Below are 13593 nucleotides of genomic sequence, written 5' to 3' on the forward strand. Positions count from 1 at the left end.
CCGCCCACAGGTCGGCTGACCGGACGCGTCAGGTCAGGTCCACTGCACGACCCTCGTGGCATGGACACTGCACTCACCACCGCCGCGATCGCTGCGACGGCGTCGATCGCCGCAGCCGTCGTCAGCTGGTTCGGCGCGTTCCAGGCGCGACGGTCCGCGGACCGCGACCATGCCTGGACACGGTTCGTCTGGGCGCTCGCTCGTCGACGGGACAGCCCGGAGTACGACATCTCGAAACGTGTGCTCGTGGCACTCGAAGACGTAGCGTGGTGGTCCGAACCGGACCGGCGGCTCGCCACCCAGGCGCTGCGTCGCATCATCGCCGCCGAAGCCCAGCCCGACCCCACCACGACGACCATCGACGGAAGGACCGGATCAGATGCCGCTCCGGAGACCACTCCCTGACGCACCGGATCTCGACCTCGACGGGCGCGAGCAGTACTACGCGTGGGTGAACGGAGCCACCGTCGACGAGTTCCGCGAATGGAAGCGGACCGACGTCCTCACCGTGTCGCTCCGCGTCAAGTGGTGGTGGCGTCGCACACGCCGCAAGCTCCGCTGACCGGACCGGTCGCCGGTGGGCTAGACGCCGACCTCCTGGTACGCGGTGAACAGCAGGTGGTCCTCCGGACCCTCGAGGGTGGCGGGCTTGCCGACCCCGTCGAGGATGATGAAGCGCAGCATGCCCGCTCGTGCCTTCTTGTCGCGCCGCATCGTCGCGAGCAGGCCCTCCCAGCGACCGAGGCCGTAGGTCGTCGGCAGCTCCAGCGACTCGAGGATCGAGCGGTGCCGGTCGACGGTGGCGTCGTCCAGGTGGCCCGTCAACCGGGCGAGCTCCGCGGCGAACACCATGCCGACGGACACCGCCGCGCCGTGTCGCCACTGGTAGCGCTCGGCGTGCTCGATCGCGTGCCCGAGAGTGTGCCCGTAGTTGAGGATCTCCCGACGCCCCTGCTCGGTGAAGTCCTCCGACACCACCTCGGCCTTCAGCGCGATCGCGAGCTCGACCACGCGGCGGAACTCGGGCGTCGTCGGGTCGGTGACGCGGGCGACGTCGGCCTCGATGACGTCCAGGATCTCGGGGACGGCGATGAAGCCGGCCTTCACGATCTCGGCGAACCCGGTGAGCACGTCGTTCCTCGGCAGCGTCCGGACGAGGTCGAGGTCGGCGACCACCGCGCGCGGGTGGTGGAACGCCCCGACCAGGTTCTTGCCCTCGTTGGTGTTGATGCCGGTCTTGCCGCCGACGCTCGCGTCGACCAGCCCGAGCACGCTCGTCGGCATCGCCAGGAACGGCACCCCGCGGAGCCACGTCGCCGCGACGAACCCGGCGAGGTCGGTGACGGCTCCCCCGCCGAGCCCGATGACAGCGTCGGTCCGGGTGAAGTCCGCCTGCCCCATGACCTGCCAGCAGAACGCGGCGACCTCGACGCGCTTGGCGGCCTCGGCGTCCGGGACCTCGGCGATCAGTGCGTCGAGACCGGCCTCGACGAGGACGGCACGCAGCTCGTTCGCCCGCGCTCCCAGGGTCGGTGCGTGCACGATGAGCACCTTCGCAACGCGGGGTCCGAGCAGCGACGGGACCGAGCCGGACAGGTCGTTGCCGACCACGACGAGGGACCCGCCCTCGCCGCCGACCCGGATCTCGGTGGTGCCCTCGGGCAGGTTCGACGCGGTCACGGTGTCCCTCCGGTGGTGTGCTCCTGGTCGGAGCCGATGTGCTCCTCAGCGGAGTCGGTGCGCTCCTCGGCGGAGCCGGTGCGCTCCTCGCCGGAGCCGGTCTGCTGCTCGGTCACCCACGCGACGACGTCCCGGACGACGTGCGACATCGGGCGGCGCGACGTGTCGAACGTCGCGTGTGCGAGCTCGGCGTAGGTCGCCGCCCGCTCGTCGGCGATGGTCTGCCACGCGTCGATCCCGCCCTGCGCGAGGAGCGGCCGGTCGGTCCCCGCGATCCGGGCTGCGACGGCCTCGGGTGACACGGTGAGCAGCACGACCCGGGCGCCACGCAACGCAGCACGGGTGTCCGGGTGCGTCACGGCTCCCCCACCGACGGAGACCACACCGCCGGTCGCGACGGCTGCGCGCACGGCCTCGGCCTCGAGCGCGCGGAACGCCGGCTCACCGCGGTCGGCGAAGATCCCCGGGATCGGGCCGTGCTCCCGCGCGATCACGCGATCGGTGTCCGTGAACGGCACGCCCAGGGCCTTGGCGACGCGCTTGCCGACGCTCGACTTGCCGGCCCCCATCGGCCCGATCACGACGACCGGCGCACCGGTGCCCGCGAGACCGCCGGTGGTCGACGCGTCGGCGCCGCTCACCGGACGGTCGTGGGCTCGGCCGCGCGCGACTCAGCGCCGTCCGTCCGGCGGGTGCGCAGGGTCTCCGGCAGGGCCGCCAGGTACGCGTCGAGGTTGCGCTTCGTCTCGGTCAGGCTGTCGCCGCCGAACTTCTCGAGCACGGCATCGGCGAGCACGAGCGCGACCATGGCCTCGGCGACGACGCCCGATGCCGGTACCGCGCAGACGTCGCTCCGCTGGTGGTGGGCGGCCGCGTCCTCGCCGGTGGCGACGTCGATGGTGTGCAGGGCGTGCGGCACGGTCGCGATGGGCTTCATGCCCGCGCGGACACGGAGCACCGTCCCGGTGGACATGCCGCCTTCGGTCCCGCCGGCGCGGTCGCTCGTCCGGACGATCTCGCCGTCCTCGCGGTACAGCTCGTCGTGCGCCTCGGACCCACGGCGTCCCGCGGTGGCGAACCCGTCGCCGACCTCGACGCCCTTGATCGCCTGGATGCCCATGATCGCCGCGGCGAGTCGTGCGTCGAGACGACGGTCCCAGTGCACGTGGGAGCCGAGCCCCGGCGGGACGCCGTAGAACAGGACCTCGACGACCCCGCCGAGGGTGTCGCCGTCCTTCTTCGCCGCCTCGACCTCGGTGACCATCCGCGCGGAGGTCTCCGGGTCGGCACAGCGGAGCTGGTCCTCGTCCAGGCGGTCGACGTCGTCGGGCAGGGGCAGCGGCGTGCCGTCGGGCACGCGGACGGTGCCGACCTGCAGGGTGTGCGCGATCGAGCGGATGCCGAGCTCGGCCAGGAAGGACTTCGCGACCGCGCCGAGGGCGACCCGCGCCGCCGTCTCGCGAGCGGACGCGCGTTCGAGGATCGGTCGGGCCTCGTCGAACCCGTACTTCTGCATGCCGACCAGGTCGGCGTGTCCGGGACGCGGTCGGGTCAGGGGCGCGCTGCGACCACGGGACATCTCGGTCGACTCGACCGGCTCGGGGCTCATGACCTCGACCCACTTGGGCCACTCGGTGTTGCCGATGCGGATGGCGATCGGGCTGCCGAGCGAGTACCCGTGGCGGACCCCGCCCGAGACGTGGAGCTCGTCCTGCTCGAACTTCATCCGCGACCCGCGCCCGTAGCCGAGCTTCCGACGCGCGAGGTCGGCGCGGATGGACTCGAACGACACCGGGACGCCCGCGGGCAGGCCCTCGAGCATCGCGATGAGTTCGGGTCCGTGGGACTCACCAGCGGTCAACCAACGAAGCATGTCGACCATCCTCCCACAGGGTCCGGTCGTGCGACGCGACCGGACCGCCGCGGGCCTACTGGTACTCGGGGTGTGCGCGGAGCCAGGCCTGGAACTGCTTCACGGCCACCTGGTGCTCCGCGTACGTGTCCGAGAAGACGGTCTCACCCGTGTCGAGGTCGACCGTCACGAAGTAGAGCCACTTCCCGTCGGCCATGTTCGTGACGGCCTTGATGGCCAGGTCGCCGGGGTTCGAGATCGGTGCCGGGGGCAGACCCTTGTGCACGTAGGTGTTGTACGCGTTGCCCGCGTCCGCTCGCTCCTCGTCGGTCGTGGTCACCTTGTGCGTGTTGCCCGTCCCGTAGGCGACGGTCGCGTCCGACTGCAGCGCCATGTCGATGTCGAGCCGGTTCTGGAACACCCGCGCGACCTTCGGGTAGTCGGCAGCCAGGCCGGCCTCCTTCTGCACGAGCGAGGCGAAGACGACGACCCGCTCCTGGTCACCCTCGGCCACGCCGGCGGCGGCCAGGTGCTCCTTCATCGTGTCGACCATCGACTGGAAGTACTGCTTCGCGGTCCACCCGGGGTTGATCGGGTACGTCGCCGGGAAGAGCCATCCCTCGAGCGTCGTCACGCCGGACGGGAGCCCGTACGCCTGCACGTCCTTCGCCGCTGCACTGACCTCGGCCTCGGTCAGCCCCGCCTTCGAGACCATCCCCGCCTCGATGTCCTGCAGCGCGGTCCCCTCGGGGATCACGATCGAGGCCTGGACGCGGTTGTCGGAGTCCTTGAGTGCGTCGAGCGCGGCCTTCGAGCTCATCTCCTTCTTGAGCTCGTACGAGCCCGGCTGGAACGAGACGTCCGGTGAGGTCAACAGCAGCTTGTAGAACACCTTCGAGCTCTTCACGACACCGCTGCGCTGCAGGGTCTTCGCGACGTCCTCGCCGATGTCGCCCTGCTTGATGGTCACGGTGACCTTGCTCGTCCCGTCGCCGGTGTAGTCGTCGGGCTCACTGGACCCGCCGATCGCACTGAGCACCTGCTGCACCTTGGGTGCGGCGAAGGCGTACGCGCCGACGCCGCCGCCCAGGACGAGGGCGACGATCACGATGCCCGCCACGAGCGGGCCACGTCGCCGCTTCGGCCGCGGTTCGCGTGGCGGCCGGGAGGCTCCCCCGCCTCCGGCACCACGCCCACGTCCGCCTCCGGTACCGCCGGTTCCCCGGTCGGCTCCGGCAGGCCCGCCCGCGGCGGCAGCGGAACCGTCGACGACGCCCGCGTCACGCGTGGCCCGGCCCGGGCCGGCCTCGGCCCGCGCCGCACGCACCGCCTGCGCATCGGGCGCCCGGAGCTCCCCGGTCAGGAGTGCTCGGACGTCCGGGTGGAGCTCGTCGTCCGACCGCGCGACCGGGGCGTCCGCCGGCGATGCCGGTCGCGTCGCCGCCGTCGAGGGCTGCGACGCCGGGTCCTGGTCCGCCGGACGACGACCGTCGGTGTCCTCCGCCGGCGCCCGCCGCGCCCGCTCGGACTCGGCTGCCTCGGCAGCACGCGCCTCACGACGGGACATCGGTCGGTCGGGCTCGGCGTCGGGGTCGGTGGGGCGACGTCGCCGCCCTGCGTCGTCACCGGGCGCGATGATCGCGTCCCAGTCCAGGTCGTCTGCCAAGGGATCCTCGGTCTCTCGGGTCGGGGGCTCCACCTGGGCCCCGTCGGTCCGGGAACGACGGTCTCCCGACCCGTCCCGGGGCCGGTCGGTCAGGGGAGCGTTGCGCCGGGAGCGGCGCTGGACGCACGCTCGTGGTCGAGCGCGTGTTGCAGGATGATAACAGCGGCCGCTTGGTCGATCACGGCGCGGGACTTCTTGGTGTTCTTCCCGGCCTGGTGCAGACCGCGCTGCGCCGTCACCGTCGAGAGCCGTTCGTCGACCAGCCGTACGGTCCGGTGCTCGGCCAGCCGCTCCGCGAAGCCCCTGGCATCGGCGGTCGACGGGGTGTCGTCACCCGACATCGAGAGCGGCAGCCCCACGACGATCTCGAGCACGTCGTACTCGTCGGCCAGTTCGACGATCCGGCGCACGTCGGTCGCCTGGGCCCGGGGCACCGTCTCGACCGGGGTGGCCAGCAGGCCGTCGCGGTCGCAGACCGCGACGCCGATGCGGGCCTTGCCGACGTCGACGCCGAGCCGGCGGCCCGGACGCACCGACACGATCAGCCCGCCAGTCGTGCGGTCACGGCGCGCAGCGCCGCGGGCAGCGCCGCCGCATCGGTGCCACCGCCCTGGGCGAGGTCGGGCTTGCCGCCGCCACCGCCGCCGAGGACACCGGCTGCCTCCTTGGCGAGGGGACCCGCCTGCATGCCGGCCGACCGCGCCGCGTCGTTCGTCGCGACGATCACCACGGGCTTGCCGCTGATCACGGCACCGAGCACCACGACCGCGGCACCGTCCCCGAGCTGACCGCGCACGCCCGTCGCGAGGGCACGCAGGTCGTCCCCGGACTGCAGGCCGTCGACCGTCTCGGCGACCACGGTGACCGCGCCGACCGTCTCGGCCCGGCGTGCGATCGACGGCACCCGCTGCTGCAGGTTGGCGGACTCGAACTCGGCGATCCGCTTCTGGGCGGTGCGCAGGTCCTCCATCAGGCCCTGCACGCGGGTCGGCAGGTCCTCACGGGGAGCCTTCAGCGCACTCGAGAGCTGCGACACGATCGTCCGCTCGACGGCCAGGTCGCGGAAGCCCTCGAGTCCGACGAGGGCCTCGACGCGACGGTTGGTCGAGCCGACGCTCGACTCGCCGACCAGGTTGACGAGGCCGACCTGCGCGCTGGAGGCGACGTGGGTGCCACCGCAGAGCTCGCGCGACCACGGACCACCGATGTCGACCATGCGGACCTCGGCGCCGTACTTCTCGCCGAACAGCGCCTGCGCACCGAGCGCCTTGGCCTCGTCGAGCGGCAGCACGCGCGTCTGCACCGCGAGGTCCGAGCGGATCGCCGCGTTCACGACCTCCTCGATCTCCGAGCGGGTGGCACCGGAGACCGGCTGCGACCAGGAGAAGTCGAGGCGCATGTAGCCCGCCTTGTTGTACGAGCCGGCCTGCAGGGCCTCCGGTCCGAGCACGTCGCGCAGCGCCGCGTTGACCAGGTGCGTCGCCGAGTGCGCCTGGGTCGCGCCGCGGCGGTACTCGCCGTCGACGACCGTCGTGGCGGCGTCACCGACGCCGACCTCGCCGGAGCGGACCTGCACGGTGTGGCTCCAGAGCCCGGCGACCGGGCGCTGCACGTCGAGCACCTCGAGGTCGAAGCCGTTGCCGACGATCGACCCCTGGTCGGCGTCCTGACCGCCGGACTCGGCGTACAGGGACGTCTCACCGAGGATCACCTCGGCGATGTCTCCGGCGACAGCGCGGTCGACGCTGACGCCGCCCACGATGATGCCGAGCACGGCGGACTCGGCCTCGAGCGCGTCGTAGCCCAGGAAGACCGTCTCGCCCTTCGCGCGGAAGGCGCTGTAGACACTGAGGTCGGCGAGGGCGGTCTTCTTGCTCTTCGCGTCGGCCTTGGCGCGGGCACGCTGCTCCGACATCAGGGTCTCGAACGCCCCGCGGTCGACCCGGACGCCGGCCTCGTCCGCCATCTCCATCGTCAGGTCGATCGGGAAGCCGAACGTGTCGTGGAGGAGGAACGCGGTGTCGCCGCCGATCGAGGGGGCACCGTCCTGCTTCGCGCGCTCGACCGCGACGTCGAGGATCGTGGTGCCCTGCGCCAGCGTGCGGAGGAACGTCTCCTCCTCCGCGTAGGCGATCCGGGCGATCCGGTCGTAGTCACCGGCGACCTCCGGGTAGGCCTCGCGCATGGCGTCGCGCGACGCCGGGAAGAGCTGCGGGAAGGTCGCACCCTCGACGCCGAGCAGGCGCATGGCGCGCACCGTGCGGCGGAGCAGACGGCGGAGGATGTACCCGCGGCCCTCGTTCGACGGGGTGACGCCGTCCGCGATGAGCATGAGCGACGATCGGACGTGGTCGGCGATGACCCGCATCCGGACGTCGTCCTCGTGCACGGCGCCGTACTGACGGCCCGAGATCGCTGCGGCGCGGTCCAGCACCGGACGCACCTGGTCGATCTCGTACATGTTGTCGACGCCCTGCTTGATGAAGGCGACGCGCTCGAGCCCCATGCCCGTGTCGATGTTCTTGTTCGGCAGTTCGCCGGTGATCGTGAAGTCGTACTTCGACCGGACGTCGGCGATCTGGTACTGCATGAACACCAGGTTCCAGATCTCGACGTAGCGGTCGTCGTCGGTCGCCGGGCCGCCGTCGACGCCGTACTCCGGGCCGCGGTCGAAGAAGATCTCGGAGCACGGGCCGGCGGGTCCGGGCTGCCCGGTCGACCAGTAGTTGGTGTCCTTGCCGAGGCGCTGGATCCGGTCGTCCGGCAGCGACGAGTGCTGCTTCCAGAAGGCGATCGCCTCGTCGTCGTCCTCGTAGACCGTGACCCACAGGTCGTCGGCCGAGAACCCGAGGCCGCCGTCCGACTCCGGCGTCGTCAGGAACTGCCAGGCGTACTGGATCGCCTGCTCCTTGAAGTAGTCCCCGAAGGAGAAGTTGCCGTTCATCTGGAAGAACGTGCCGTGCCGAGGGGTCTTGCCGACCTCCTCGATGTCGTTGGTCCGGATGCACTTCTGCACGCTCGTCGCGCGCGGGTACGGTGCGGGGACCAGCCCGGTCAGGTACGGGATGAACGGGACCATGCCGGCGACCGTGAAGAGCAGCGACGGGTCGTCCGAGACGAGCGACGCGGACGGGACGACGGTGTGTCCGCGGTCGCCGAAGAACTGGAGCCAACGGCGGCGGATCTCTGCGGTCTGCATGGTGCTTCCTGATTCAGGTCGGCGGAGGGTGCGTGGGAGCTGGGGCGCGGTGACGCTCAGGCGTCGGTGCGGAGTTCGGCCTCGCGGGAGCGGTACCCGTCGGCGACGGCGTCGGTGAACGCCTTCGTCCTGGCGTTCACGTCCGCGAAGAGGCGGGCGCCGCCGGGTGTGTTCGCGATCCGGTGCGCGGCGGCGAAGCCGATGACGACGCCGACGGCGACGAAGAACAGCTGCTTCACGGTGCCTCTCCCTCTCCCTCTCGCGCACGCGAGCGGTGCGTGCCCGAACGAGTGTAGTGGCGTGGGACGGCCGGGACGCCGAACGGCGGGCCGTCCTCCTGAGAGGACGACCCGCCGTTCGGGCGTGATCCGTGGATCAGCGAGCTGCGTAGTACTCGACGACGAGCTGCACTTCACAGGTCACGGGGACCTCGGCGCGCTTCGGGCGACGGACCAGGCGGGCCTGGAGCTTCTCGATCTCGACCTCGAGGTAGCCCGGGACCTTCGGCAGGACCTCGAGGTGACCACCGGCAGCGGCGACCTGGAGGGGCTCGAGGGACTCGGAGCGCTGCTTGACGTGGATCATCTGGCCCTCCTTCACGCGGAAGGAGGGACGGTCGACGAGCTTGCCGTCGACCAGGATGTGACGGTGCACGATCAGCTGGCGCGCCTGCGCGGTGGTGCGGGCGAAGCCGGCACGCAGCACGAGGGCGTCGAGGCGCTGCTCGAGGAGCTCGACCAGGTTCTCACCGGTCAGGCCCTTCGTCTTGCGGGCCTCTTCGAAGACAATGCGGAGCTGCTTCTCGCGGATGCCGTACTGGGCGCGCAGACGCTGCTTCTCACGGAGGCGGACGGCGTAGTCGCTGTCCGCACGACGGCGGGTACGGCCGTGCTCACCGGGGCCGTAGGGGCGCTTCTCGAGGTAGCGGGCCGCCTTCGGCGTCAGCGGGATGCCGAGCGCGCGCGAGAGGCGGGTCTTGCTGCGGGTGCGTGACTTGGTAGACACAGGGTCCTTTTCTCTGTCTGAACTGAATGACTCGCCGGACACGGCACGCAGTCGTGCGCGCGGTCCCGGCGACGGGATCCAGAGGGATGAGCCTGTGGGATCGGACGGCTACAGTCCGAACCTCTGTCCCCGTCCCGCCGGAGCGGGACTCTGTCCTCGGCGCAGCCGCACGCGAGGACCAGGACGTAGGCCCGTCAACGATAGCAGCATCGAGAGGCCCGGAGAAGCACCGGGTGTCACTCGCCGCGGGTGATCTTGCGGAGTCGCTCGAGCCGGGGCCCGACCTCACGCTCGTACCCGTTGCCGGTCGGCGTGTAGTACTCCGTGCCCTCGAGGGCGTCGGGCAGGTACTGCTGCCGGGCGACCCCGTGCTCGGCGTCGTGCGAGTAGACGTAGCCCTTGCCGTGCCCGAGCCGCTTCGCACCGGGGTAGTGCGCGTCGCGCAGGTGCGCCGGGACGACGCCCATCCGCCCGGCCTTGACGTCCGCCACCGCCGCGTTCACGCCGTTGTAGGACGCGTTCGACTTCGGGGCCGTCGCCAGGTAGACCACGGCCTCGGCCAGCGGGATGCGCCCCTCGGGCATCCCGATGAGCTGCACCGCCTGCGCAGCCGCGACGGCGATCGGCAGGGCCTGCGGGTCCGCCATGCCGATGTCCTCGGACGCCGAGATGATGATGCGCCGTGCGATGAACCGCGGGTCCTCGCCGGCCTCGATCATCCGTGCGAGGTAGTGCAGCGCGGCGTCGACGTCGCTCCCCCGGACCGACTTGATGAAGGCGCTGATGACGTCGTAGTGCTCGTCGCCCTGTCGGTCGTACCGCAGCAGGGCACGGTCCACCGCGGCGGCCACCGTGTCGGCGTCGACCAGCGGCACCGTCTCGACGTCGTCGAGGGCGACGTCGAGGGCGACGTCGTCGCGCGGTTCGTCCTCGTCGTCGTCCGCATCGCCGGTGCGCGCCGCGATCGCGGAGGACGCGGCGGCCTCGAGCGCGGTGAGGGCCCGACGCGCGTCGCCGGAGGACAGCCGGACGATCGCCGAACGAGCGTCGTCCCCGAGGACGACCGAGCCGCCCAGGCCCCTCGGGTCCTCGACCGCCCGGTCCACGAGCATGCCGAGGTCCTCGTCCGTGAGCGGCTTGAGGGTGAGCAACAGGGAACGGGAGAGCAGCGGGGAGATCACGGAGAACGAGGGGTTCTCGGTCGTCGCGGCGATGAGGATGACCCACCCGTTCTCGACACCGGGCAGCAGCGCGTCCTGCTGGGCCTTGCTGAAGCGGTGGATCTCGTCGAGGAACAGCACGGTGGTCGAGCCGTACAGGTCGCGGTGCGTGAGGGCCTTCTCCATGACCTCGCGCACGTCCTTCACGCCGGCCGTCACGGCCGAGAGCTCCACGAACTCGCGACCGGACTGCCGCGCGATCGCCTGTGCCAGGGTCGTCTTGCCGGTGCCGGGCGGACCCCAGAGGATCACCGACACCCCGCCGGGGTTCTCACGCGTCCCGGTGGCGAGCTGCACCAGCGGACTGCCCCGCCCGAGCAGGTGCTGCTGCCCCGCGACCTCGTCCAGGCTCGTCGGACGCATCCGCACCGCCAGCGGGACGGACCCCTGAGCCAACCCGGCGCGACCACCCGTCGTGGGCGCGCGCATGCCCGATCGATCCGCTGCCATGCTCCGATGGTAGGCCGGACCGCCGACGTGCTGCGTGCCTCCAGGCCGGGCGTCCCCCGCGGTCCGCTACGCTCGTCGGCACAGTCGACGAGAGGTCCGATCAGCACCGTGGCACCGAAGAACCAGGCGCGCGACAACCGCGAGGCGCGTGAGCGGCTCCGTCTGTACCAGGCCCGACAGGGCCTGCACGACCGGCAGCGACGCCGGAGGGTGCGGGACAACGTCGTCGGCGCGGGTGTGCTCGTGCTCGTGGCGGCGCTCGCCACCGGGTCGCAGCTCGCCTTCGCGGGATCGCGGGCCGGCGATGCACCGGACGCGAGCGCGAGTGCCACGTCCACCCCGACCCCGTCGGCGAGTGCGACGGCCGGCAACACCGGGAAGGTGCCGAGCAAGGGCATCGCTGACGGGGCGACCTGGACCGGCACGCTGACGCTGAACAAGGACGTCGAGCTCGGCATCGAGCTCGACGGCGCGGCCGCTCCGCAGGCGGCGAGCGTGGAGATCGACCTCATCCGGAAGCAGTTCTACGAGGGCACCACCTGCCACCGCTTGGCCGACAGCACCGACTTCCGGTTCCTGCAGTGCGGCTCGGCGAACGGCGACGGCACGGGTGACGCCGGGTTCCAGTACGGCCCGCTCGAGAACGTCCCGAGCGACGGCCGCTACGCCGAGGGCACGCTGGCGATCGCGCGCGGCGCGTCGCCGTACTCGCAGTCCACGCAGTTCTTCATCGTCTACGGCGACACGACGCTCGACGCGTCGACGGGCGGCTACACCGTGGTCGGCAAGGTCACGAGCGGGCTCGGCGACCTGGAGCGCGAGATCACCTCGAAGGGCATCGCGTCGGCGGGGTCCGACGGCACCGGCGAGCCGGAGGTCGCCACGACGATCACCGGCGCGACCATCCGGAAGGACGGCTGACCGGACCGGGTCGCCGCGGACCCGGGTCCGCGGTCGTCCACAGCCCGCACGTCCCACTGGCCCCCGCGCCCCTCCGGTGCAATAGGCTGACGACCTGACCGTGCCGACGGGGACGTCGGTGATGCACGACCACGATCGAGGCGAGACCTGTGGGACCTGACGAAGCAACGACCTGGGGCCGGGTCGACGAGAACGGGACGGTGTACGTCCGGTACGACGACAGCGAGAAGGCTGTCGGCGAGTACCCGGACGCCACCCCGGACGAGGCCCTCGCGTACTTCGCGCGCAAGTACGCCGACCTCGAGGGGCAGGTGAAGATCGCCGAGCAGCGCGTCCAGCGTGGCGCCTCGGCGAACGACGTCGCCCGGACCGTCGAGCACCTGCGCACGCAGGTCGCCGAGGCCAGGGTCGTCGGCGACCTGAAGTCGCTCGAGAACCGTGTCGCGAGCCTGTCGGAGCAGGTGGGGTCGCTCACCAAGGAGCAGCAGGCACAGGCGCAGCAGGCGCTCACGGACGCGCTCGCGTACCGCGCGTCCCTGGTCGAGGAGGCCGAGTCGCTCGCCGCCGTCGACCCGGCCCGCGCGCAGTGGAAGCAGATCACCGCGCAGCTCGACGACGTGTTCGCCCGCTGGCAGCAGCACCAGCACGACGGTCCGCGCCTGCCGAAGAACGACGCGAACGACCTCTGGAAGCGCTTCCGTGCCGCCCGCTCGACGGTCGACCAGCACCGCCGTGCCTTCTACTCGGAGCTCGACGCGCAGCACCGCGACGCGCGGAACCGCAAGCAGGAGCTCGTGCAGCAGGCCGAGGCGCTCGCGACCCGCGGGACGGACGGCATCCCGGCCTACCGCGAGCTGCTCGACGACTGGAAGCGGGCCGGGCGCGCCGGCAAGCGCCACGACGACGCACTCTGGGCACGGTTCAAGGCAGCCGGCGACGTGCTGTTCGAGCAGCGCCACGCCGAGGCCGCCGTCGAGAACGAGGAGTTCAGCGCGAACCTCGTCGCGAAGCAGGCCCTGCTGACCGAGGCCGAGCCGCTGCTGCAGCAGACCGACCGCGTCGCCGCACGCCGGACCCTGACGGACATCCAGCGCCGGTGGGACGAGATCGGCAAGGTCCCCCGCGGCGACGTCCGCCGGATCGAGGACCGCCTGCGCGCGGTCGAGGACCACGTCCGGAGCCTCGAGGACGAGCACTGGAAGGCCTCGGACCCGGAGCGCAAGGCGCGACAGTCCGGCCTCGCCAGTCAGCTCGAGGACGCCATCGGCAAGCTCCAGGCCGAGCTCGAGGCCGCACAGGCCTCCGGGGACGCCCGCAAGATCACGGCGGCGCAGGAGGCCCTCGACGCCCGCAAGATCTGGCTCGACGCCCTCGGGAGCTGATCAGCACCGCGCAGGACGCCCCGTGACCGTTGATCGGTCGCGGGGCGTCCTGCGTCGCTGCGAGCTGCGAGCTGCGAGCTGCGAGCTGCGAGCCGAGTCTCGGGCTGAGCGACGGTGCTCGTGCTCGGACGCGCGAGACGTGTCGCTCAGGCCGAGACTCGCCCTCGGTTGGCCGAGACTCGCCCCTGGCCGGCCGAGACCCGCGCGGGGCTGGCCGA

12 protein-coding genes are annotated in these 13593 nt (G+C 71.8%); 3 read left to right on the forward strand and 9 right to left on the reverse strand.

Going from position 1 to position 13593, the window contains the following annotated elements; genetic code table 11:
* Positions 1-60: 60 nt before the first annotated feature.
* The gene (locus NI26_RS08785) at positions 61-405 is read left to right on the forward strand and encodes a hypothetical protein (RefSeq protein WP_066654547.1); all 345 of its coding nucleotides are present in this window, start codon (positions 61-63) and stop codon (positions 403-405) included.
* A 177-nt stretch (positions 406-582) separates the two neighbouring features.
* Here NI26_RS08785 and aroB read toward each other — a convergent pair whose 3' ends face one another.
* From aroB to NI26_RS08835, 9 genes are all read right to left on the reverse strand, one after another.
* Positions 583-1680 carry a 3-dehydroquinate synthase gene (aroB, locus tag NI26_RS08795; RefSeq protein WP_200884091.1) on the reverse strand — a complete coding sequence of 366 codons (1098 nt, stop codon included), beginning with the start codon at positions 1678-1680 and terminating at the stop codon, positions 583-585.
* Positions 1677-2321 carry a shikimate kinase gene (locus tag NI26_RS08800; RefSeq protein WP_400429041.1) on the reverse strand — a complete coding sequence of 215 codons (645 nt, stop codon included), beginning with the start codon at positions 2319-2321 and terminating at the stop codon, positions 1677-1679. Before NI26_RS08800 ends, aroB begins: the two co-directional genes overlap by 4 nt.
* Complete coding sequence (gene aroC, locus NI26_RS08805) at positions 2318-3553, reverse strand: chorismate synthase (protein ID WP_066658306.1); 1236 nt, start codon at positions 3551-3553, stop codon at positions 2318-2320. Before aroC ends, NI26_RS08800 begins: the two co-directional genes overlap by 4 nt.
* A 55-nt stretch (positions 3554-3608) precedes the next feature.
* Positions 3609-5198: an endolytic transglycosylase MltG gene (gene mltG / locus NI26_RS08810; protein ID WP_235426335.1), complete on the reverse strand. Its 1590-nt coding sequence runs from the start codon at positions 5196-5198 to the stop codon at positions 3609-3611.
* An 89-nt stretch (positions 5199-5287) separates the two neighbouring features.
* Positions 5288-5731, reverse strand: a complete 444-nt coding sequence (gene ruvX / locus NI26_RS08815; protein WP_066658313.1) for a Holliday junction resolvase RuvX — start codon at positions 5729-5731, stop codon at positions 5288-5290.
* Between the two features lie 8 nt (positions 5732-5739).
* Entirely contained in the window at positions 5740-8397 is a 2658-nt protein-coding gene (alaS, locus tag NI26_RS08820; protein ID WP_066654551.1) for an alanine--tRNA ligase, read from the reverse strand.
* Positions 8398-8453: 56 nt separating this feature from the next.
* Positions 8454-8636: a hypothetical protein gene (locus tag NI26_RS08825; protein WP_066654557.1), complete on the reverse strand. Its 183-nt coding sequence runs from the start codon at positions 8634-8636 to the stop codon at positions 8454-8456.
* A gap of 136 nt (positions 8637-8772) precedes the next feature.
* A complete protein-coding gene (gene rpsD / locus NI26_RS08830; protein WP_066654559.1) occupies positions 8773-9402 on the reverse strand; it encodes a 30S ribosomal protein S4 in 630 nt (209 codons plus the stop codon).
* A gap of 236 nt (positions 9403-9638) precedes the next feature.
* Positions 9639-11051, reverse strand: coding sequence for a replication-associated recombination protein A (locus tag NI26_RS08835; RefSeq protein WP_081984889.1), 1413 nt, complete (start codon positions 11049-11051; stop codon positions 9639-9641).
* A 129-nt stretch (positions 11052-11180) separates the two neighbouring features.
* Between NI26_RS08835 and NI26_RS08840 the strand changes: the two genes are divergently transcribed.
* Positions 11181-11993, forward strand: coding sequence for a peptidylprolyl isomerase (locus NI26_RS08840; protein WP_066654561.1), 813 nt, complete (start codon positions 11181-11183; stop codon positions 11991-11993).
* A 149-nt stretch (positions 11994-12142) separates the two neighbouring features.
* Positions 12143-13375 (forward strand): DUF349 domain-containing protein, encoded by a 1233-nt coding sequence (locus tag NI26_RS08845; protein ID WP_200884092.1) that lies wholly within the window; start codon positions 12143-12145, stop codon positions 13373-13375.
* Positions 13376-13593 lie beyond the last annotated feature (218 nt).

Source organism: Curtobacterium sp. MR_MD2014 (genome assembly GCF_000772085.1).
Classification (GTDB): Bacteria; Actinomycetota; Actinomycetes; order Actinomycetales; family Microbacteriaceae; genus Curtobacterium.

What these genes read in the sequence shown, in the direction of transcription:
- NI26_RS08785 (WP_066654547.1), top strand. Translation starts at nt 61, where the DNA reads ATGGACACTGCACTCACCACCGCCGCGATCGCTGCGACGGCGTCGATC.
- aroC (WP_066658306.1), bottom strand. Translation starts at nt 3,553, where the DNA reads ATGCTTCGTTGGTTGACCGCTGGTGAGTCCCACGGACCCGAACTCATC.
- alaS (WP_066654551.1), bottom strand. Translation starts at nt 8,397, where the DNA reads ATGCAGACCGCAGAGATCCGCCGCCGTTGGCTCCAGTTCTTCGGCGAC.
- NI26_RS08835 (WP_081984889.1), bottom strand. Translation starts at nt 11,051, where the DNA reads ATGCGCGCGCCCACGACGGGTGGTCGCGCCGGGTTGGCTCAGGGGTCC.